The organism is Hyphobacterium sp., from assembly GCF_965228115.1.
GTDB lineage: Bacteria > Pseudomonadota > Alphaproteobacteria > Caulobacterales > Maricaulaceae > Hyphobacterium.
The window spans coordinates 2515469-2536771 of record NZ_OZ245794.1; the positions used below are offsets into that span (position 1 = coordinate 2515469).

The following is a 21303-nucleotide window of genomic DNA, read 5'->3' on the forward strand; positions in this document are numbered from 1 at the left end:
CTAGACATGCCCCATGGTTTTCAGCCGAGCTGACGGGTGGATTTCATTCTGGCCCATTACGACCGTGTTCGGGCGGAAACGCTCGACCAGCGAGCGCACATACGGCCGGGTCGCCGGGCTGGTCAGCAGGGCGGGTGTTTCACCCTGATTGGCCGCGCGCTCATAGGCATCGCGAACCGCAGCAACGAACTCATGCAGCTTGGAGGGCGCCAGCGCCAACTGCTTGCGTTCGCCATCGCCGATCATCGCTTCGGCAAAGGCCTGTTCCCATTGCGGCGACATGGCCAGAACCGGCAATTGCCCGTCCGGACCGGTATTGGCGTGACAGATCTGACGGGCGAGGCGAGCGCGCACCAGTTCGGTAATCGCATCAACATGCTGAGAATGCGCACTGGCTTCGGCGATGCCCTCCAGAATGGTCGGCAGATCGCGGATCGAAACGCGCTCTTTCAAGAGATTCTGCAGAACCCGCTGAATGCCCGCGCGCGAGATTTGCGAGGGCGAGATATCATCAACCAGTTTCTTGTGTTCTTTCGAAAGGCCATTGATCAGCTTATCGACCTCGGCATAGGTCAACAGCTCCGGCATATGCTCTCGCAGAACTTCTGTGAGATGCGTGACCAGCACGGCTGAGGGATCCACGATCGTATAGCCGCGGAATGTGGCTTCCTCGCGCATATTTTCGTCGATCCAGGTGGCCGGAAGCCCAAAGGCCGGTTCTTTCACATGATCCCCGGGCAGATCGATCTGCGCACCGTGCGGATCCATAACGAGCAGATGCTTCAGCTTCACCATGCCGTCGCCCGCCTTCATTTCCTTGACGCGGATGACGTAATCATTCGAGCCCAGACGCATATTGTCGATGATCCGCACCGACGGCGTCACAAAGCCGGTTTCTTCGGCCATGGTCCGGCGCAGCGCCCGGATCTGATCGGTCAGTTTGCGGCCTTCGACATCATTGATCAGCGGCAACAATCCATAGCCGAGCTCGATCTTGAGCTCATCCATGGCGAGCGTCTCGCCAATCGGCGGCTCAGCATTTTCCGTCTCGGCAGTTTCCTGCTCCACTCGCGCTGTTTCTTCTGCGACTTCATTGGCTGTTCGTCGGCTGGCCACGAAGCCCAGACCCCCTGCGGTCAGCGCCATCAACGCAAAAGGTGCGATCGGCATACCCGGCAGCAGCCCGATGACACCAGCTGTGGCCGCGACCATGTACAGGCCCTGCGGATTACCGGCGAGCTGCCCATAAAGGGCCTTGTCCGCTTCACCTTCCACTCCGGCTTTCGAGACGAGCAGGCCAGCGGCCACCGAGATAATCAGCGCCGGGATTTGTGACACCAGACCATCGCCAATTGTCAGGGTCGAATAAGTCGAGGCGGCGGTGCCGAAATCCATTCCGGATTGGGCGATACCGATCACCATGCCAGCGATCAGATTGATGGCTGTGATCAACAGCCCGGCAATCGCGTCACCCCGCACGAATTTCGAGGCACCATCCATGGCACCAAAGAAATTACTCTCGCCTTCCAGCTCTTTTCGCCGTTGGCGGGCTTCATCTTCATTGATCAGGCCGGCCGACAGATCCGCATCAATCGCCATCTGCTTGCCGGGCATGGCATCCAGAGTGAAGCGAGCCGCAACCTCTGCAATCCGGCCCGAGCCTTTCGTGATCACCACGAAATTCACAATCACCAGGATGATGAAGACGATGACGCCGATCACGACATTGCCTTGCATCACAAAGGCCCCGAAGGCCTCGATCACCTCGCCTGCGGCATTCGTCCCTTCCGCCCCGTTCGACAGGATCAGGCGGGTGGACGCAATGTTAAGGCCCAGCCGCAACAGCGTGGCGATCAGCAAAACCGCAGGAAAGGCGGAAAACTCCAGCGGTTTCTTGATGAACAGCGCCGTCATCAACACCAGAACCGAGAAGGAAATAGAGATCGCAAGCGCGATATCCATTAACAGGCGCGGCATGGGCAGGATCAGCATGACCAGTATGCCCAGAATGCCGATACCCAGCGCGACATCGCCGCGCAGACCCTTCTTCAGGAATCCGATCAGGTCAAACCCGCCGGAGCCGGTCTGGGAGGAGGCGGTGGTGTCAGCCATCTACTGCCCTAAGCGGCTCCCGCGCGCGATTCGCCCGGTTGCGGGACAGAAACGCCTTGCTCTGTATAGAGCTTCAACTTGTTCCGTAGCGTCCGGATGGAAATTCCCAGAATATTCGCTGCATGGGTGCGGTTGCCCAGGCAATGTTCGAGCGTTTCAAGGATCAGATCCTGTTCGACCTCGGCCACGGTCCGGCCCACCATCTCCCGCTGGGCAAAATCGGCGGCTTCGGCGGCGCGTGAGGCCGTGTTCGTGGGACCGCCGGTAAACAGAGAGCCATCCGGCATGCGGATTGCTTCCGGTCCGATTTCCTGGCCCGAGGCCAACAGCACGGCACGGTGCATGGTGTTTTCCAGCTCGCGGACATTGCCCGGCCAGCCGCGCGCGATCAGCGCTTTCTTGGCGGTATCCGAAATCGGCCGGTCGCCTAGACCATTAGCGGCCGCGTATTTGCGGGCAAAGTGCTCGGCGAGGGCGATAATATCATCCGGGCGCGCCCGCAGAGGCGGCAGCGCCAGATTGACGACATTCAACCGGAAGAGCAGGTCCTCGCGGAACGTGCCTTCGGCCACCGCCTTGAGCAGATCGCGGTTTGAGGTCGCAATCACGCGAATGTCCACCTTGACCGGACCCGAGCCCCCCACGCGGTCTATCTCGCGTTCCTGCAGGGCGCGTAAAAGCTTGGCCTGAAGGCGCGCATCCATTTCCGAGATTTCATCCAGCAGCAGCGTGCCGCCATTGGCTTCTTCGAATTTGCCGAGACGGCGGGCCACAGCTCCCGTAAAGGCCCCTTTCTCATGGCCGAAAAGTTCCGATTCCAGCAGATTTTCCGGGATGGCGGCACAGTTCACCGAAACAAAGGGCGCGGCCGCGCGCTTCGACTTGGTGTGGACATGACGCGCCATGACTTCCTTGCCGGACCCGCTCTCTCCCGTAATCAGCACGCTCGCATCGGAGGCGGCAATCTGATTGGCAAAGGCGATCACCTCATGCATGGCCGGATCCCGCGCGATCATCGGCTGCTCATCGTCCGCAACGGCTTCGAGGACGGCAGCGATCAGATCGGCTTCCGGGGGCAGGGGAATGAATTCTTTCGCTCCGGCCCGGATGGCAGAAGCGGCAATATCGGGCTTTATGTTCACCCCGCAAGCGACGACCGGAACGGTAATCCGTTCCGATTCATTCGCCGCAATAAGCGCGGCAATGTCCAGCGAGGCATCGACCATAAGAAGGTCGGCGCCCTTACCGGCGCGCAGATGATTGGTCGCCTGATTGATCGTATCGACTTGCGCCACGCGCGCGCCGCGATCAATCGCAATTTTAGCCGCCGTATGGAGTTGTCCTCCGAGGCTTCCCACAATGAGCAAGCGCATGGCTTAGCCCTCCTTGCCGTTGCAGATGAGCGCGCTCATACGGCGTCCCCATCCTTGATAATTTCCGTCATCGTCACGCCCAGCCGGTCTTCGACCACGACGATTTCGCCGCGCGCGACCAGCCGGTCATTGACGTAGATATCGATCGCTTCCCCGACCTTGCGCTCCAGCTCGACGACCGAGCCGGCTTTCAATTTCAGGAGCGAATTCAATTCGATCTGAGTTTTCCCAAGCACCGCGGAAACATTGACCGGAACGTCGAAGACAGGTGCGAGATCGACCGCCGTCTTTTCGTCCTCGTCCGCCAGCGTGGCCGCTAGAGCGGCCGGATCCGGCGCGGCATCGGTTGTGGCGGGTACATCGGCTCCGCCACCGTCTGCCTGGCCGTCAAATTCAGGCAGGTCGAGATCACTATCATCAGTCATGTCCGTCTCCTTCTTCGACGGCCGGCTCCGTCCCCGCTGTTTCAGGCGGCAGGACCGTTTCTTCTTCCGGCGCGGCGAGCCAATCAGCGATCAACCCGTCCACACGCGCTTCAATATCTTCAAAAGAGCGTTCAACGCCGCCCTGACCCCAATCAAGCTGGCAATCTGCGCCTGTCTTCTCGGCGGAGGCCCGCACAACGACACCGCCGTCAAACCCGGCTTCGCTAGCGATTTGCTCGAGGGCCGCGGACACCTCCCCGGCAATCGCCTCGGCACACGTGACCTTGAAATGCGGTGCGCCGCGCAAATCCTGCATGACCGAGGCGCAAAACTCGATGACCGCAGCGTCGGCTTCGCTCGAGAGCGCGGCGCCTGCGAGCTTTTTCGCGGTGATCTTGGCCAACACCGCCGATTGCTCCCGCAAGTTTGCAGATTCGGTCTCCAGCCGCGCCAGAATGAGCTGCATTTGCGACGCGACCGCGCGCAGGGCGTCCGCTTGGGCTTGCGCGGCTTTGGCGGTTTCTGACTGCGCGCCTTCACTGAAGGCCTGCTGACGGATTTCCTCCACCTCTTCAGGCGTCAGCATGCGCTTGACCCTTTTGCCATCACGCAGCACTTCGCCACTGGCCGAGAAGACCGTGTCGAAGTCGAATTTTTCTGCGCTCTGGCTCACTTATCGGGTCTCCTAATAGATCAGCTCGTCTTCGCCGCCGCCATCGGCCAGAAGGATTTCGCCTTTGGCGGCCAGGTCTTTGGCGGAAGCCACCATGGCAGTCTGGGCCTGATCGACATCTTTCAGACGGACCGGACCCATGGCGGCCATGTCGTCTTTGAGAATTTTCGCGGCGCGTTCGGACATGTTCGAGAAGAAGAGATCGCGCAGGCTGTCGGAAGAGCCCTTGAGCGCCAGACCCAGCTGGTCCTTGTCCACCGCGCGCAAAAGCGTCTGAATACCGCCCGGATCAAGTTTGGAGAGGTCTTCAAATACGAACATCAGCGCGCGGATTTTCTCGGCGCTGTCGCGATTGCGTTCCTCAAGGGCCGCCAGGAAGCGGTTTTCCGTCTGACGGTCAAAATTATTGAAGATGTCCGCCATCATTTCGTGGCTGTCTCGCTTGGAGGTACGCGCGAGGTTGGACATGAATTCGGTGCGCAGGGTTTCCTCGATCTTGTCGAGGATTTCCCGCTGGACCGGCTCCATGCGCAGCATCCGCATCACGACTTCCAAAGCAAAGTCCTCGGGTAAGGCACCAAGCACACGCGACGCATGTTCGCCCTTCACCTTGGATAGGATGACGGCCACGGTCTGCGGGTACTCATTCTTCAGATAATTTGCGAGAACGACCTCGTTAACATTGCCCAGCTTGTCCCACATGGTGCGGCCGGCAGGACCGCGCAGCTCCTCCATGATGCCATCGACTTTTTCGCCGGGCAGGAAGGAGTTGAGCAGGCGCTGGGTGGCTTCAAACGAACCCAGCAAGGAGCCGCCCTGGGAGATCTGTTCGGCAAATTCCACGATCAGTTTTTCAACGGCCTTGGCTGAAACACTGCCGAGATTGGACATTGCCTGGGAAACCTCGCGGATTTCCTCCTCGTCCATCATCTCCCACAGCTCGTGCTTCTCTTCGCCAAGCGCGAGCAGGATGATCGCGGCCCGTTCAGGGCCGATCAGCTTGCCGGGATCTTCAACGATGCGTTTCGGGTCTCGGGCCATGGCGCTAGTTGTCACTCATCCAGCTGCGAATGATCGAGAGCGATTCATCCGGGTGGGAATTCACCACATTCGAGATTTGCTTGATGGAAGAGGCTTTTACCTGCCCATCAATTTTGGCGATGTCGATGCCCGATTCCGGCGGGGGGCCGGCCTGCCGGCGCCCAGCCTGGGGCGCTTGTCCGCCATCCGCCATGGCCTGGCCGCTTTGGTCGGCAATGGCCGGATTGGCGTTTCCGCCATCCCCGCCTTCAAGCGCGGCTGCCGGCGCACCGCCCGCACTGGCAATGGCCATGGCAGGCGTACCGGCAGCAGCATTCTTGGCCAGCGGACGCGCGACCAGGAAAATCACCAGCAGCGCCGTGATGAACATCACGCCGATCTCCGCCGCCCGCATGATCTCGTTCGTACCGATGGAAAATCCAGAGGCAGCAGGTGTGCCCAGCGTGGTATCGGCCCGGGCAAAGCGCATATTTGTCACTTCCAGCGCATCCTGCCGGACGCCTTCAATGTCGGTGAAGCCCATGGCGGAGCGAACCAGCGCCGTGATTTGCGCCATTTCTTCGGCGCTGCGGGGGGTGTAGGTCTGCGCCCCGTCTTCACCGATCTGGATCGTACCATCGACCGCGACCGCAACAGAGATGCGTTCAATGTCGCCGGCCTCGATGATCCGGGTCGTTGTCGTCCGCGACAGGGCAAATTCTTGTGTATCGTTTGAAACTTCCGACTGGCTGCGCGATTGCGGCCCGCCCGTTCCGGCCTCATCAGCATCTGGCAGGTTTTCGGAGGCGGAAACAGCATCGGCGGCACCATCGGTTTCCGAACTTTCTTCCGAGGACCGCTGGCGGCTGCGCAGGACAGAACCTTCCGGATCGTAGGCTTCCTCGCTCAGCGTGACGGACTCGCGATTGAGATCAATCGCCACCTGAACGCGGGCCGCTCCGGTACCGACAACGCCTTCGACAATGTCGAGAATGCGCGCGCGGTATTGCTCTTCCAGTTGCGCGCGCCGGCTTTCCAAAGCGACCGCGCCCAGCCCGTCACCTTCCTCCGGACTGGCCAGAAGGCGGCCGGTCGTGTCGGCAATGGTAATATCGCGAGACGACAGGCCATCGACCGCACTGGCGACAATATTTCGGATAATGCCGGCGTGTTCCGCATTCAAAACGCCGCGCGCGGCAATCACGATCGAAGCCGAGGGCTGATTGCTGTCACGTTCAAACAGGCGGCGCTCCGGCAACACCAGGTGCACCCGCGCAGTATCAATGACATCAAGAGACTGGATCGTCCGCGCCAGCTCACCTTCCAGGGCGCGCTTGGCATTCATATTCTGAACAAAGCTGGTCGAGCCGAGCGCATCGGTCTCGTCGAAAATCTCATAGCCGACATTGCCGGAATTCAAGGCACCGCCACTGGCGACCCTTACGCGCGCCTCGTCAACCTGATTGCGCGCCACGAAAATGGACGAGCCCCCGCCACGAAACTCATAAGGGATGCCCGCGCTGTCCAATGCCTCGCTGACGCGGGCGGAATCCGCCGGATCCAGACCGGAATAGAGCAGGGCCTGGCTGCCACCGCCCATATTGAAGCTGAAGAAAAGAAGGGCGATCGCCACACCAGCGCTCAGGCCAAAAATGGCGATGAGGCGCATGGCACCAAGCGAACGAAGCTGTTCCATCAATGAGTTCACGCGGGGTTCCTGCCGAATCACTGCGCTGCTTCGAAGCAGCTAGTAGGCAGTTTTTTCCCACTAACCCCGTAAACGCGGGTTTAATAAGAAAACACCCGGTGCACAGACCGGGCGATTTCTCACCAGAAAAGTCAGTCGGGATCAGGCCGTCAGAGGCGTTTCCTTACCGCGGTAATGCTGAATGCGTGTCGTGCGCAGGCCCGCCAAGCCATGCTTGTCGATCGCGCGCTGCCAGCCGAGAAATTCCTCGACCGTCAGGCGATAGCGCTCACAAGCTTCTTCCAGCGACAACAAACCGCCGCGAACGGCCGCGACTACTTCGGCCTTGCGGCGGATCACCCAGCGCTTTGTTGATGGATTGGGCAAATCCGCCAGCGTCAGCGGGCTGCCATCCGGACCAATGACGTAATTTTCCTTGCGAAGCCGAGCTTGCATTTCCACCACCCTTGAACCTTGTTGGACGCTCTTTGTCGTCCTTGATTGGGTGGACCTTACGCCAAGGCTCTTAAATTCCGCCTAAACGCCGTGGTAAATCTTGATTTAACTCAATGACTAAAATGCAAAGGACCTCCCGCGGGAAACGGGAGGCCCTTCAGTCAAGCTTGGTGGGATTTAGCGCTAGCGCTTCATCCGGATGGCTTCATCCAGCATTTCGTCAGCCGTGGTGATGATTTTCGACGAGGCCGAGTAAGCCCGCTGGGTGGTAATAAGGCTTGTGAACTCGGTGGCCAGATCCACATTCGAGTTTTCCAGCGTCGAAGAGGCAATCGTGCCTGCCGCCGCCGTACCGGGTACATTGAAAGTGTAGCTGCCAGAGTCCGGTGTGACTGAGTAAGCACCACCCGCTTCGACATTCAACCCGTTCGGATTGACGAAGGATGCCACCGGCACCTGATAGGTCTTGCGGATAATGCCGTTCGAGAATTTGGCGTAGACAAAACCGTCATTGTCGACCTCAACCCCGGTAAACGTACCGAAGGCCGATCCATTGACCTGGGTCGAAGTCAGCGTCGAGGGGCTGTCATATTGCGTCATGCCGCCCGGCTGGGTGGGTGAACCGATATCCAGTGTGATCGACTGGCCGGCAACGCCGGTTCCACTCGCCCACTGGAACTGGTTAGCTCCCAATGCACCGGTATTGGTCGAAGACAGGAAATCCAGCGTCAGCGGCAAGGTCGTGTTGGTCAGGTCAATCTCGCCTTGCGCATCAAAGGCAATCGTGCCGGTGCCGATCTGACCGTCCACCAGGCCGGAGCCTGTGGTGATGTCGCTGGTCGGTGTCACATGAAGCTCCGCATGCCATTGATTGGCGGTGGCGGACTTCAATATCGACAGGGTTACCGTGCGGGCACCGCCCTGGCTGTCATAAATCTGGATCGAGCGCTGGAAATCCGGCGTGACGGTGCCGGAGGCCATATTGGTGGCGCTGGCAGCCGGGTTGTAAGTGGCCTCAGCTGCTGAAACCGCCTGGCTGGCCTGCAGATTGCCATTGATGCCAACCGAGGTCGTGGCTTCCGCCGCGCCCCCGATCGAGGACAGGTTGATCGCTTCCAGGCTGGACAGGTCGGACGGGTTGGTCGTGACGGTGCCATCAGCAGCGACCGGCCATCCATAAAGGAAGAGACCGGCATCATTTCGCAAATTGCCTTGCGAGTCCGCCGAGAAGGAACCTGACCGGGTAAACAGGACCGCGTCGGTGGCATTTACATTGGAAGCCACCGGCCGGACCACGAAGAAACCATCGCCAGCGATCGCCAGATCGGTCGGTGAAGTGCCGGGCGTCAAAAGCCCGCCGGTCGAGATCTGGAAGCGATTATTTGTGGTCACGCCGCCGGAGGAATAACGCGAGCTCACACCATGTGATTCATACATGGGCGAGAACACCGCCGAGGCGCGCTTGTAACCAACCGTGTTGACGTTCGCGATATTGTCCGAAACAGCGGCCAAGGCGCTGGAATTGGCCAACAGGCCAGACGCACCGGCCCAAAGGGCTGAATTGATACTCATTTTTGTTGCTCCCTGAGTTTTCAGTTGGAGCGTTCTGCTTTTCATCATCCACCCGGCAGAATTCTTGCCGCCAAGTGCGGGCTCTTGAGGGGCCCTGGCTTTCCTAGATCACACCTGCCTCCCGCAGGCTGCGAACCGAGGATAGACGGACACGAAGCCCGTCCATTTCAACGACCACTTCCGAACCGGAGAAATCAACGCCGGTCACGCGGGCGGTGGTCAAAATCTCTGCCTGCATCGGCAGGCCATCATCATTCACCGCGGAGATTTCCATGGTGTAAGTGCCGTCGTCCAGCTGATCGCCGGACAGATCGGTACCATCCCAGTTAAAGGTGTGGGTGCCGGCATTGGCTTCACCTTCCGCCGTGGCCACCGTGCGGCCGTTGGCATCCTTGATGGTGATCAGCGTGCCCTGGCTGTTTTCCGGCAGAATATAGGTCCATTCCGCATCGCCTTGGCGCAAGACGCCGTCCGGCGAAGCCACTGTGGCTTCCCGGCCGATGAAGCCGACTGCGGCGCCCTGAGCGGCGGCCGCCTGAATGGTGATCAGCGATTCCAGGTTCTCATTCGAGCGGATTTCCTGCTCGACACCGGAAAATGCCACCAGCTGATTGACGAATTCGGTGGAATCCAGCGGATTGAGTGGGTCCTGTGCTTTCATCTGCTCGGTCAGCAGAGTCAGGAACATCTCGAAATTATTGGCCAGCGAGGCCTGTGCATTCTGGGTTTGCGATCCAAAAGCTGCGCCGAGCGCATCAACACCTGACATCACCCACTCCTATAATCTTATGTCCACGCCCGAGCGGGCGTTGAGGCGGAACCCGTACAGCTCCGCTGGCGGTGCCGCAGCCATCACCGGCCCGGCCTCATCTTCTGCAAATTCGACCTGGTGGAAGCCCGGCAGCTTGCCGTCACTGTCGCCGGCCTCATCCTGATCCTGCGTCAGCTCGAACGACAGCCCGTCGGAATCCAGCTGAAGCCCCGCTTCTTCAAGCGCCCGTTCCAGCTCACGCGCATACTGGCGCATATCATTCAGCGTTTCCGGGCGTTCCGCGCTCAACAGCGCCTGAACGCGATTATCATTGCCAACCTGCAACCGCACTTCGACACGGCCCAGCTCGGGCGGGTCCATGCGGATTTCAAACCGGCGTTCGCCATTCTGGAATTTCGCGGCAATCTGGGCCGCCAGCGTTCCGGCGGTGGCAGGGGTGAAGCGAGCGGTACCCGCGGCTGTTCCCGGGCGTTCCGCAGTACGGCTGGTTTCAGCCGCGCGCAAAGAAGAGAGGTCCACGCTATCCTGATCCACCGGTGCGTCGCTCAGCGCCGGATCAGCCACGGCTTGCGGCAAGGGCGCCAGACGCCCCGTATCGGCCTGCATGAAACGCGCGGGATCCATCAGCGTGTCGGATTGACCGGTCGGTGATGTTGGAGCCGTCGCTGGCGGTTGGGGAATTTGCGGAGCGTCCACCTTTGGCAGGTTGGACGCCGTTGGGGCTGTCGATGCAGATGCCGCCGTCTTGGTGTTTGAATTGACAGCCGATTGCGCGGGCAGGGGCTCACCCTGCGCCTGGCGGCGGGCCTGCACCCCGGCCTCCGGCGTCTGGAGCGGCGTGGCGGCTGTTTGTGTTGCACCAGCATTTGGCGACGCGCTTTGTGCGGCGGCTGCCGCCACAGGATTCGCGGGCGCAGCTGTGTTCGTCGTGGTTTGCGGCTGGACCGTCTCAATGCCCGCGCCTGCGCCTACCTGAACGGGAGCGGGTGGAGGTGTAATGACCGCTGGCGCCGTCACATTTGCCGGTGCGCCTGAATTGGCTGAGGCTTTGGAATTGACGCCTGACTCAGCATTGCCGGTTTTTCCCTGGCCGGTTATGGGCTCAATGCTTGCAGTATCGGGTAATGCGGGCTGACCACCGGCTTGCGGCAGAACAGTTGAGGTCTCGACGGCAGGCCCATTCAATGACGCCGCCGAATTCGTGGCCGGCAAAGCGGCATCAACCGCTGGGCCATTAGCCGGAAGCGGAGCCATTGCCGCACCGGCCAGATTGCCCGCCTGTCCCGGAAGGCGTTGAGCCACGCCAGATAAGAGCCCGGCTTGCAACTTGCCTGTTTGGGTTCCGCTATTCGCAAAAGCCGGGTTTGCCGTTCCCGTGGTGGAGGAGACGGCAAGTCCGGCGGCCGGGTTGTTTGAAACAGTCTGGGTATTTGAAACGATTGTCGTGAGTGCCGGAGCGGGCGTTTGAGCCGCAGTATTAGCCGCGCTGCCGCTCATGCGCCGCGCGACCGGTGCGACGGGCGTGACCGCACTGACCATCCCGGCAAACAGGCTCGCATCCCCAGCATCAGGCGCAGATTTGCTGCCTGAGGCCGTTGCGGCGTTTGCATTCGGCAGGATGGGCACAAAGGCGTCCATTCTGATTGTCACTCCCCGGTGCCAGACCCCCAGTGGCCCACGCATCCGTCGCAAGGAGTCGCAAGGACCGTGCCAGCCTATTAATCTTATAAAACATTGAAAAATATAGGCTAAATAGTTCGCGCGACAGGTCTACTTGTGCCGCCCGGCAGGAATCGCCTGCCGGGCCGGACCGATTCTGCCGGGTGAAGCGGTGACACGTCGCGTTCCGGAAATCTGGCCCCGCGATTGCGACAGTTTTTATCGAGTTTTTCTCCGTGAACGGGCGGAAAGCAGGCCGGAATGACGAATTACATATATATATCAATGTGTAAGCAAATGCGCGCGCAGGGCGCTGCTCCCGGGCGCGTCGCCGAAATCCCGGCAAATTCTGCCCGAAACCCGGCAGCAATGGCCATATGCGCGGGAGTTAACCCATGTCGCTAGGCTCTATTCTCGGCAGTGCGCTATCTGGTCTGCAGGCCAGCCAGATCGGCATCCGGACGTCGTCGAACAATGTCGCGAACGTCAACACGCCCGGCTATGCCCGCACCGAAGCCAGCTTCACCACGCGCGTCATCGACGGCAAAGGCTTTGGGGTAAGCGTGGCAGGCGTCCGCCGCGTGTCCGACGCCTTCCTTCAGGCCGCCTCGGTCCGGGCCAGCGCGGAGGCGTCCAGCGCGAATGTGCTGGCGCAATCGCTCGACCGGTTTCAGGCTCAGGTCGGCACGTCTGATGATCAGGGTTCGCTTTTCTCACGCCTCAATCAGGCGTTTACGTCAATCTCTTCGGCGGCGGTGGAGCCCTCCCTGACGGTTTCGCGTCTCTCGGTCGCCTCCGATTTGCAATCTTTTTTCGATGAAGGCCGCCGCCTGTACAGCGAGCTGGCCACGCTGCGCCAGGAAGCGGACTCGCGGATTGCCTCAACCATCAACCGGATCAATGAACTCACCGCCGAGATCGCCGCGCTGAATTCCGAGGTTCAGACGCTCACCGCGTCGGCTGGCGATGCCACCGGAGCTCAGAACCGTCAGTCCGAGCTGATCGACGAGCTCTCTCAATATCTCGATATCCGCTCCACCACGAATAGCGATGGCCGCGTCTTTGTTTCCACTACAGACGGCGTAGCCCTGGTGGAAAACGGGGCAGCGGTCTTGCGCTATCCGCCATCGGGCTCTGGGGCAGCGGGCGTTGACTATGCCCGCGTCACCATTCAGCCGCCTGGTGGCACAGGCGAAATGGATTTCACGCCTCATATCCGGTCCGGTGAGTTATTCGGTCATATGCAGCTTCGGGATGCCGAGCTTCCGCAATTGATGGAAACCATCGCCGAACTGATCGCCGGCACGGCGGACGCGTTGAACAAGGCGCATAATGATGCCACCGCTTATCCGCCGCCGACCACGCTGGAAGGCCGCAATACCGGGCTTCTGGGAACCGACACGCTGGGATTCACCGGTTCCACGACGCTGGCCGTCGTCGGAGCGACCGGAGAGCTGGTCAAACGTATCGATGTCGATTTCTCAGCTGGCACGCTCAGCGTGGATGGCGGCGCAGCGTCATCCTTTGGCGTCACCACCACGATTGATAATTTTGTTGCCGCGCTGAATGGCGCACTGGCAACCGATGGCTCGGCCAGCTTCACCGATGGCCAGCTCTCGATCAGCGCCGCAGGCACAAACGGCATTTCAACGCTGGAAAGTGAAACCGCACCGTCAGATCGCGGCGGGCGGGGCTTCTCCCACTTCTTTGGGCTGAATGATCTGATCGAGGCCGGACGGCCCCTGTTCTTCCAGAGCGGCATGACCGCCACTGATGCGCATGGCTTTGGCGCAGGGCAGACCCTGGAATTCCAGATCACCGCGCCGAACGGCTCTATCGCGCAGGATGTCGCCATCACCGTCGCTGGCACCAGCTTTAATGATCTGCTCACCCAGCTGAATGACCCGGTCAATGGTTTGGGCCGCTATGCCAGTTTCTCGATCAATGCCTCGGGCGAATTGATCCAGACGCCGGTTGCCGGCTTTGAAAACTTCGACGTCGAACTCACCGGGGACAACACGCAGCGCGGCACCACGACTGTCGCCTTCTCCGAACTCTTCGGCCTAGGCCTCGCGGCAACGGCAGGCCGGACAGATTATCCGCAGGTGGCCCCACGTATCCGCTCGAATTCCGCCCAGCTGGCGATGGCCAAGCTGGATCTTTCCGGCACGCCCGCAATTGGTGATGTGGTTGTGGCAGCCGGTGATGGCCGTGGCGGCCAGGCGCTGCAAGCGGTGATGACGACCCAGAGATCCTTTAATGCCGCCGGCAGTTTTGCTGCCGGGTCGGCAACGCTGGAAAGCTTCATGTCACGTGTTGCGGGCGATATCGGCACGCGTTCGGCGCGGGCAGACCGGGCCATGCAATCGGCGGAATCCTTGAAAACCGCGGCTGATCAGAAACGTGCCGATGTGGAAGGCGTCAGCCTGGATGAAGAGCTCGCCAATATGACGCTGTTCCAGCAATCCTATAACGCCTCGGCGCGTCTGTTGCAGACCGCCAAGGAACTCACCGACACGCTGCTGAACCTGATCTAGGAGCGCATCGCATGACCCGTATTGCCACCGCTGCTGCTGCCCAGACCGCGCTCCTTGATCTGATGCGCGCCCAGCGCACCGTGTTTGAAACCCAGCAACAGTTGACCACCGGCAAGCTGCACCCGGATCTGAAAGGCGCAGGTCACCGGGCCGAATCCATCTCGGCAGCCTATGGCGCGCGTGACCGCGCCGAGGCTTATAAATTTTCTGCCGAGCGGGTCGAGAACAAGATGGAGATCACGGCAGTCGCGCTTGACAAGCTGTCGGAAGCCGCCACCGATCTGCGCGTCGCGATGACGACGATTGATGGCACCTACATTATGAGCCAGGCCCGCGAAGCCTTTGAAAAGGCGCGGGATGCGCTCGCGACCCAATATGCCGGCGGCTATATTTTCGGCGGCACACGGACGGATATCATTCCGGTCAGTGCGAACTCGCTGGATGATCTGGTCGCTGCGCCCACTGCCGGTGACGTATTCCAGAACTCCACCCGCCGCCCGGTCGCCAAGCTGGATGATCAGCTGACGCTGGAAGTGGGCCTGTTGGCCAATGAGGTCGGCGAAGACCTGATGGCGGCCTTTAAGCGCCTGGCCGAGTTTGATGCCGATGCGAACGGACCCTTCGATGGTCCGCTGGACGCTGCCCAACAGACCTATCTGCAAGGCGAAATCGCCAATGTGCTCAACGCCTTTGACCGCATCAATGATCAGGTCGGGTTGAATGGCGCCATGCAATCCCGGGTGAGCTCGCAAATCCAGAACCAGGAAGCCAAGGCGGACTATCTCACCAATTTGATCGGTGACTTGGAAGACGCCGACATGGCCGCCGCCGCCACCCGTTTCCAGCAGGCGCAAACCGCGGTCGATGTCTCTGCCCGGACATTCTCCGTCCTCAGCCAGGTGTCGCTCTTGCCGTTCTTGCGCTAACGGCCTTCCGTTCCCGCGCCTTTTCGCCTATATGCCGCCCTCCCAATAACGACTGCTTCGGGCCTTGAACCCGATGGAGACGAGCAATGACGACGACCTTGACGCGCGCGAGCGATAGCCGCGCCGATGAACTAATCCGTGAATTCGGCCTCGATGGCGATATTCTCGGCCTGGGGGGCAACCCGGCCGATCATCGCGTTGTAGCGGCCATGTCTGGCGGGGTGGATTCCACCGTCACCGCGACCCTGCTTCACAAGGCGGGGTATGACGTGGTGGGCGTGACGCTCCAGCTTTATGATCATGGCGCGGTGATCAAGAAAAAAGGTGCCTGCTGCGCCGGGCAGGACATTTATGATGCCCGCCGCGCGTCAGAAGAAATGGGCTTTCCGCATTACGTGCTGGACTATGAAAACCGTTTCAAGGAAGCGGTGATGGACGAGTTCGCCGATACCTATCTGGCAGGCGCGACCCCCATCCCGTGTGTGCGATGCAATGAGCGTGTGAAATTCGCGGACTTGCTGGCGCAAGCCAAACAGCTCGGCGCGGCCTGCATGGCGACGGGGCACTATATCCGCCGCCTTGACGGCCCGAACGGTCCGGAGCTGCGCCGCGCGGAAGATGCCGGAAAAGATCAATCCTACTTCCTGTTCGCCACCACAGCGGAACAGCTGGATTATCTGCGCTTTCCGCTGGGCGGGCTGACCAAGGATCAAACCCGTCAGCTGGCCGAAGCCTTTGGCCTGGCCATCGCGGACAAGCCTGACAGTCAGGACATCTGCTTTGTGCCGGATGGCAATTATGCCGATATCGTCGAAAAACTGCGTCCCGGCGCGGCGGAACCCGGCGATATTGTCCATGTCGATGGCCGCGTGCTGGGCCGCCATGAAGGCGTGCTGCGCTTTACGGTCGGGCAACGCCGTGGATTGGGCATTGCCGCAGGCGATCCGCTCTATGTGATCAAGCTCGATCCCGCGAACCGGCAGGTCATTGTGGGTCCGCGCGAGGCCTTGGCGGTGAAGGAAATCCGCATCCAGCAAGTCAACTGGATTGGTGATGGCGCCTTGCCGGAACAGGATGGATCGCCGGTCCTCGTAAAAGTCCGGTCCACGCGCCCACCTGTGCCAGCGGTGCTGCAAGTCGCCGACGGCAATACCAGCGTCTTGCTGGACGAAGGCGAAGAAGGCGTCGCGCCGGGTCAGGCGGCGGTGTTTTATTCGCCTCTGGACAATGCAGATCGCGTCCTTGGCGGCGGCTGGATTACGGGAACGGTTTAACCCGATCACGCAGTCCAATCTTACAAACTTTCTGGGTCCCTCGGGTTCGACCCGAGGGTCCATCTTTTCATAATTGATGGATCCCCGGATCAAGTCCGGGGACCCCAGTGTTTTGGTCGAGATTTCCGATTGCAGGTGCAGAGCTCAGATTTCTGGCTATCCTCCCCGCATGACCGCCACGCCCGACACTTACTTCGCCAAGGTCGAAGACAGCCTCGCACCCATCGCGCTGGCCGTGCGGGAGGCGGTTCAGACCGCCGGTCCGGACCTCACCGAAAAACTCGCCTGGGGGTTTCCGACCTATGCCGGCAAGGAACGCGTTGTCTCGATTGCCGTGCACACAAGCTGGGTGAATCTCCAGCTCTGGTATGGCGCGGCGCTTGCCCCCAAATTTGATCGTATTGAAGGCACCGGCAAATCGCTGCGCCATGTGAAAGTCCGTGCGCTGTCCGAAGTCGATGATGGCTTGATCGAGATCATCCGCGCGGCGATTGCGCTCGATCAATCCGACCCGCAACGCGTGGCCTAAACAAACAGCGCCTTCATCCCGACCACCAGCGCCCAGTGCGCGGAAATCGCCGGCCAGATCGAGGCTGAGCGCTGATAACTGATCGTGCAGGCGACAGCCATCAGCCCGGCGGCACCCAGGAACACCGGTTCGGCGAACATGGGTTGGGCGGTCGGCAGACCCAACCAGATTTGCGCGGGGTGCCAGAGCAGAAACAGGATGAGGCTGAGGACGATACGAACCCAGAACAGGCTTTGCCGGACCATCCGACGGCGCTGTTGGTGATCCTGGCCGGGCTCTGGTTGCAGGATGACGCGAAACACCAGCTCTTCGCCCAGAGCCGGCGCAATGAAGGCAATCACAGCAATGGTCAGTAGTGTCGTGTCGAAACGCGGCTGAAATGTAAACATGTCCGTTGCGATCATCACCGGCGTGGTAATCATCACATAAACGCCAAACAGGACCAGCGCTTCCAGCCAGTGGCGCGGCTCTGGCAGGCGAAACGCTTCGCGCGCCCGGTTCATATGCTGTTGCAACATCATGGTCTTGCGTTTAGCGCCGGTCGTGATCACGTAAAAGCCTGAAAGCGTTCAACACTTGGTGCGCGTCATTCAAAATTGTTTGTGTGCAGTGCAGCATTTTCTACCGTGACAAGGCTTGACGAAAGCCTGAAGCCGCCGTTCACATGCGCGCCCGAATGAACAGTCCTTAGTTTGCGAGGAGTGACTGAATATGAGTGCCAAAGAAGATCCCGTCGTCATTGTCGGTATGGCCCGCACCCCGATGGGTGGATTGCTGGGCGAGCTGGCCCCTTTGTCCGCGAATGAGCTGGGCGCATCGGCCGTTAAAGCCGCGCTGGATGAAGCCGGCGTGGCCGGTGACGATGTCGAGACGATTTACATGGGCAATGTGCTGCCGGCCGGTCAAGGTCAGGCCCCGGCGCGTCAGTCCGCGCTGAAAGCCGGTTTGCCGAAATCGGTTGAGGCCACCACGCTGAACAAAATGTGCGGCTCTGGCATGCAGGCCGCCATTATGGGCCGTTCGGCTATTTTATCAGGCGAAGCCGACATAGTGGTCGCTGGCGGCATGGAATCCATGACCAACGCCCCGCACCTTCTGCCCACACATCGCGGCGGCTTCAAATACGGCCATGACACGGTCAAGGACCATATGGCGCAGGACGGTCTGGAAGACGCTTACGAAAAACAGCCCATGGGCGTTTATGCCGACATGATCGCGCAGGAACACCAGTTCACCCGCGAACAGCAGGACGCTTATGCGCTGGAGACTTTGGCGCGGGCGCAACGCGCCACCGAAGAAGGTGATTTCAAACGCGAGATTACGCCGGTGACCATCTCAACTCGCAAGGGCGATATTACGGTGGATACCGATGAATTGCCGCGCAAGGCGATGCCGGAGAAAATCCCGAGCCTGCGCCCGGCCTTCTCCAAGGACGGCACGGTCACAGCGGCGAACGCGTCGGCCATTTCTGATGGGGCAGCCGCCCTCGTGCTGATGAAGCAATCCGAAGCCGAACGCCGGGGCCTGAAGCCGCTGGCCAAAATTATTGCAACGGCGGCCCATGCGCACGAGCCAAAATACTTCACGACGGCTCCGGTTCCGGCCATGCGCAAAGTGCTGGATAAGGCGGGCTGGTCGACCAGCGACGTAGATCTCTGGGAAATCAACGAAGCCTTCGCGGTCGTTCCGATGATCGCTATGAAAGAGCTGGGCCTGTCCCATGAGAATGTGAACGTGAATGGCGGTGCCTGTGCGCTGGGTCATCCGATTGGCGCGTCTGGTGCGCGCATCATGGTGACGTTGCTGGCAGCGCTCGAAAAGCACGGCAAGACCAAGGGCGTCGCCTCGCTCTGCATTGGCGGTGGCGAAGCCACGGCGGTTGCGCTGGAGCGTGTAAACTAGCGCACCTTGCGGATCTGAATGACAAACCCCGGAGCCATCGCTCCGGGGTTTTTCTCGTTCTGGGCGAAAAACAGGCTTTGCGGTATAGTCAGAAGCGAGGGAACAACAGGGGAGGTTCCTATGCGGACGATGATGGCAATTGCAGCCCTGGCGCTGAGCACGCCGGTGATGGCTCAGACCTATAATTACACAGCCAGAACCGAAAACCCGGTCCTGCAGGCCGGGCAGGTGAGAGCCGGGTCTCTGACCTGGTCCTGCTCTGGCAATGCCTGCCGCATTTCCGGCCCCTGGGTCAGCCCCGGCGTATCGGCCTGTGCGCAGCTGGCGCAGATTGTTGGGGACATTACGGAATACGGCCATCCAGGCGCGCAACTGAACGCGTCCCAGCTGCGAACCTGTAATGCGAACGCAGCCGCCCCGCGCGTGATCCAGTCACCAGGCGTGGTCCGCGAAACCATTCAGCGCCCGGTTACGCGGCTGCCGGGCGGGCAGGCCCCGCAAATCGACCCGAGCGTGGTGCAACCCCGCCAGACGGTCACTGCCGCAACCACGGTCAACTACACAGCGCCGCGCATCACGCGCCAGACCTTGCACATCGAGCCTCGCCCGACCGAACGCATCTATGCGATCCGCGATGGTGGCGGAGATGGTGATTTTGGTGGCAATGGCCCGCGCGTAAGGGTGGGGGCCGAGATTCTGGCGCGCGAGCACTGCCTTTACGTTCAAGTCGACATGATTGCCGAGGAAACACGCCCCGATCACACGCGGGGCCGGGCATCCGCTGAGCGCCGCATCTGGTGCAATCCGGATGGCGGCCATATCGAACGGATCGTGTCCTCCGCCCGCGCCAGTGCCGAATACACCGATACGGATTGGGAACTCGATACGCTTGTGCCGGGTAGGGGTGAGGTGGATCCGCGCCGTGCCATTCCCGAAACCGAGGGTCCGGTCCGCACATTCATGGTGATGGGCGACACCAATGGCGACATTGCCAGCAATGACAATGATGGGCGCGATGTCGGGGATTTACGGGACGATGGCAGCCGCACCGTGTCGCGGACCAGCGTGCAGGTTCAGTTCAACGAGATCGAGATCATCGTGCCCTACGTGCCGCCGGTCACCGCGACCAGTCCGGCGGGGACGACGACAATTACGGTCGCGCAGCAACACACGGAATTTCATATCTTTCCGCATACGGGCGGCGACCGGGAATTCTTTGGCAATGGACCGCGCATGACGGTCAATTCGCGCCTGTCGCTGTCTGGCGATGGCCGCCGCCTTCTCGCCGATATTTCCGGCAATGCGGAAGAAACCGGTGGCGATACGCGAGCCGCCGGCAGCTGGACCGAAACGCTGTGGCAGGCACCTGCAGGATGGCGCATTGATGCCGTCGAAGTGCATTATGGCTGGTGGGATGATGACGGAAACTGGCAGGAAGACACGCGAAGTGCGCTCGACCGGAATACACGAGTCAGCTTTACCGACCGCGATCACGAGCATGACTTCCTGGTAGAACGCGCTGGCGAAGCACGCCGCAGCCCTGATAATTCCATCTATTTCCATGAAGCAACCGAACGCGTCCGGCGTGAGGCGATGAGCCCGGTTTCCGCTTTCCGTGTGGTGGGCGACACCAATGGTCAGGATGCCGGTATCCTCACCGGGATGCAGGCGTTTTACCGCCCGCTGATCGTCACCTTGTCGCCAACCTCCAGCACAGCCAGCGCCAGCGATCTGGAACCGGACGTGTTTTTGAACGTCCCGACGGGTGACTATGGCAACATGCTGTCCGGCGGTAATTATTGCGGCCCGCAAGCCGGCTCACGCGTGCTGCGTTTTTACGGCGTGTCGACCACTTATGAGCAATTCAAGCGCCGTGTTTTAAGCTCCGGCAATCTGGTGTCCGATCAGAGCCTCGGCACACCGCCCGGCACGCTGCGCGACCGGATGAATGATCTTTCCTCCGGTTTTGTTCATGATGTTCTGCCGCTGGGGAATGCGCGCGACCGCGCCAATTCGTTGCAAGCTATCCGCGATCACCTCGATCAGGGCCGGCCTGTCATAACGCTGATCGGCTGGGGCAGCCAGTTCGCCTTTGAAGTCGTGTCACCCCATGACGCGGCAGGCGCAGCGCACTGGGTTGTGGTGCGCGGCTATGATGACCGGGCGCAGACCTTCCATGTCATCGATAATGGCCATGCGGTCGAATGGTCTTACGAGCTGTTTGAATCCCTGTTCGATTATGGCCAGGACGCGCAATACGAGCTCTTGCTGGCCATGTTCAATGCCGAAAAAGGCTCGATTATCTATCGCCGCTAACAGGCGACACGAGTAGACAAACCGGCCCTATCCGCGCTAGGTCCCCGCGCGGGCGGAACGCTATCGCGTC

17 protein-coding genes are annotated in these 21303 nt (G+C 60.5%); 6 read left to right on the forward strand and 11 right to left on the reverse strand.

The features are described from left to right. The 10 genes from flhA to ACO079_RS12970 all read right to left on the reverse strand — a co-directional run bounded on the left by flhA (position 1) and on the right by ACO079_RS12970 (position 11728). Positions 1-2112 (reverse strand): flagellar biosynthesis protein FlhA, encoded by a 2112-nt coding sequence (flhA, locus tag ACO079_RS12925; protein ID WP_421790646.1) that lies wholly within the window; start codon positions 2110-2112, stop codon positions 1-3. 8 nt (positions 2113-2120) lie between these two features. Further along, entirely contained in the window at positions 2121-3485 is a 1365-nt protein-coding gene (locus tag ACO079_RS12930; protein WP_421790647.1) for a sigma-54-dependent transcriptional regulator, read from the reverse strand. A 35-nt stretch (positions 3486-3520) separates the two neighbouring features. Beyond that, complete coding sequence (gene fliN, locus ACO079_RS12935) at positions 3521-3910, reverse strand: flagellar motor switch protein FliN (RefSeq protein ID WP_421790648.1); 390 nt, start codon at positions 3908-3910, stop codon at positions 3521-3523. Then, entirely contained in the window at positions 3903-4583 is a 681-nt protein-coding gene (locus ACO079_RS12940; RefSeq protein ID WP_421790649.1) for a hypothetical protein, read from the reverse strand. The genes fliN and ACO079_RS12940 overlap by 8 nt, the downstream gene beginning before the upstream one ends. A gap of 12 nt (positions 4584-4595) precedes the next feature. Then, complete coding sequence (fliG, locus tag ACO079_RS12945) at positions 4596-5624, reverse strand: flagellar motor switch protein FliG (RefSeq protein WP_421790650.1); 1029 nt, start codon at positions 5622-5624, stop codon at positions 4596-4598. A 4-nt stretch (positions 5625-5628) separates the two neighbouring features. Beyond that, positions 5629-7311: a flagellar basal-body MS-ring/collar protein FliF gene (gene fliF / locus ACO079_RS12950; protein WP_421790651.1), complete on the reverse strand. Its 1683-nt coding sequence runs from the start codon at positions 7309-7311 to the stop codon at positions 5629-5631. Between the two features lie 141 nt (positions 7312-7452). After that, the gene (locus tag ACO079_RS12955; protein WP_421790652.1) at positions 7453-7746 is read right to left on the reverse strand and encodes a DUF1153 domain-containing protein; all 294 of its coding nucleotides are present in this window, start codon (positions 7744-7746) and stop codon (positions 7453-7455) included. A 183-nt stretch (positions 7747-7929) separates the two neighbouring features. Then, entirely contained in the window at positions 7930-9318 is a 1389-nt protein-coding gene (locus ACO079_RS12960; protein ID WP_421790653.1) for a flagellar hook-basal body complex protein, read from the reverse strand. A gap of 103 nt (positions 9319-9421) precedes the next feature. Next, entirely contained in the window at positions 9422-10087 is a 666-nt protein-coding gene (locus ACO079_RS12965; RefSeq protein ID WP_421790654.1) for a flagellar hook assembly protein FlgD, read from the reverse strand. 9 nt (positions 10088-10096) lie between these two features. Continuing rightward, positions 10097-11728, reverse strand: coding sequence for a flagellar hook-length control protein FliK (locus tag ACO079_RS12970; RefSeq protein WP_421790655.1), 1632 nt, complete (start codon positions 11726-11728; stop codon positions 10097-10099). 416 nt (positions 11729-12144) lie between these two features. Between ACO079_RS12970 and flgK the strand changes: the two genes are divergently transcribed. From flgK to ACO079_RS12990, 4 genes are all read left to right on the forward strand, one after another. Further along, on the forward strand, positions 12145-14286 hold the full coding sequence (gene flgK / locus ACO079_RS12975) for a flagellar hook-associated protein FlgK (protein ID WP_421790656.1): 2142 nt from the start codon (positions 12145-12147) through the stop codon (positions 14284-14286). Positions 14287-14297: 11 nt separating this feature from the next. Further along, a complete protein-coding gene (locus ACO079_RS12980) occupies positions 14298-15212 on the forward strand; it encodes a flagellin (protein WP_421790657.1) in 915 nt (304 codons plus the stop codon). A gap of 86 nt (positions 15213-15298) precedes the next feature. Next, complete coding sequence (gene mnmA, locus ACO079_RS12985) at positions 15299-16486, forward strand: tRNA 2-thiouridine(34) synthase MnmA (protein WP_421790658.1); 1188 nt, start codon at positions 15299-15301, stop codon at positions 16484-16486. Between the two features lie 169 nt (positions 16487-16655). After that, complete coding sequence (locus ACO079_RS12990) at positions 16656-17015, forward strand: DUF5655 domain-containing protein (protein ID WP_421790659.1); 360 nt, start codon at positions 16656-16658, stop codon at positions 17013-17015. On the opposite strand, the gene ACO079_RS12995 is transcribed toward ACO079_RS12990, so the two are convergent. Then, positions 17012-17566, reverse strand: coding sequence for a type II CAAX prenyl endopeptidase Rce1 family protein (locus ACO079_RS12995; RefSeq protein ID WP_421790660.1), 555 nt, complete (start codon positions 17564-17566; stop codon positions 17012-17014). The two genes, ACO079_RS12990 and ACO079_RS12995, sit on opposite strands and share 4 nt — an antisense overlap. A 160-nt stretch (positions 17567-17726) precedes the next feature. Between ACO079_RS12995 and ACO079_RS13000 the strand changes: the two genes are divergently transcribed. Together ACO079_RS13000 and ACO079_RS13005 are read left to right on the forward strand one after the other, a co-directional pair. Next, on the forward strand, positions 17727-18917 hold the full coding sequence (locus ACO079_RS13000; RefSeq protein WP_421790661.1) for a thiolase family protein: 1191 nt from the start codon (positions 17727-17729) through the stop codon (positions 18915-18917). Between the two features lie 120 nt (positions 18918-19037). Next, positions 19038-21233: a CC_3452 family protein gene (locus tag ACO079_RS13005; RefSeq protein WP_421790662.1), complete on the forward strand. Its 2196-nt coding sequence runs from the start codon at positions 19038-19040 to the stop codon at positions 21231-21233. The last annotated feature ends 70 nt before the right edge of the window (positions 21234-21303 follow it).

Coding starts and splice junctions, on each gene's coding strand:
- ACO079_RS12970 (WP_421790655.1), bottom strand. CDS start 11,728: ATGGACGCCTTTGTGCCCATCCTGCCGAATGCAAACGCCGCAACGGCC.
- flhA (WP_421790646.1), bottom strand. CDS start 2,112: ATGGCTGACACCACCGCCTCCTCCCAGACCGGCTCCGGCGGGTTTGAC.
- ACO079_RS13000 (WP_421790661.1), top strand. CDS start 17,727: ATGAGTGCCAAAGAAGATCCCGTCGTCATTGTCGGTATGGCCCGCACC.
- ACO079_RS12980 (WP_421790657.1), top strand. CDS start 14,298: ATGACCCGTATTGCCACCGCTGCTGCTGCCCAGACCGCGCTCCTTGAT.
- fliG (WP_421790650.1), bottom strand. CDS start 5,624: ATGGCCCGAGACCCGAAACGCATCGTTGAAGATCCCGGCAAGCTGATC.
- ACO079_RS12955 (WP_421790652.1), bottom strand. CDS start 7,746: ATGCAAGCTCGGCTTCGCAAGGAAAATTACGTCATTGGTCCGGATGGC.
- mnmA (WP_421790658.1), top strand. CDS start 15,299: ATGACGACGACCTTGACGCGCGCGAGCGATAGCCGCGCCGATGAACTA.
- ACO079_RS12930 (WP_421790647.1), bottom strand. CDS start 3,485: ATGCGCTTGCTCATTGTGGGAAGCCTCGGAGGACAACTCCATACGGCG.
- flgK (WP_421790656.1), top strand. CDS start 12,145: ATGTCGCTAGGCTCTATTCTCGGCAGTGCGCTATCTGGTCTGCAGGCC.
- ACO079_RS12960 (WP_421790653.1), bottom strand. CDS start 9,318: ATGAGTATCAATTCAGCCCTTTGGGCCGGTGCGTCTGGCCTGTTGGCC.
- ACO079_RS12990 (WP_421790659.1), top strand. CDS start 16,656: ATGACCGCCACGCCCGACACTTACTTCGCCAAGGTCGAAGACAGCCTC.
- fliN (WP_421790648.1), bottom strand. CDS start 3,910: ATGACTGATGATAGTGATCTCGACCTGCCTGAATTTGACGGCCAGGCA.
- ACO079_RS13005 (WP_421790662.1), top strand. CDS start 19,038: ATGCGGACGATGATGGCAATTGCAGCCCTGGCGCTGAGCACGCCGGTG.
- ACO079_RS12965 (WP_421790654.1), bottom strand. CDS start 10,087: ATGTCAGGTGTTGATGCGCTCGGCGCAGCTTTTGGATCGCAAACCCAG.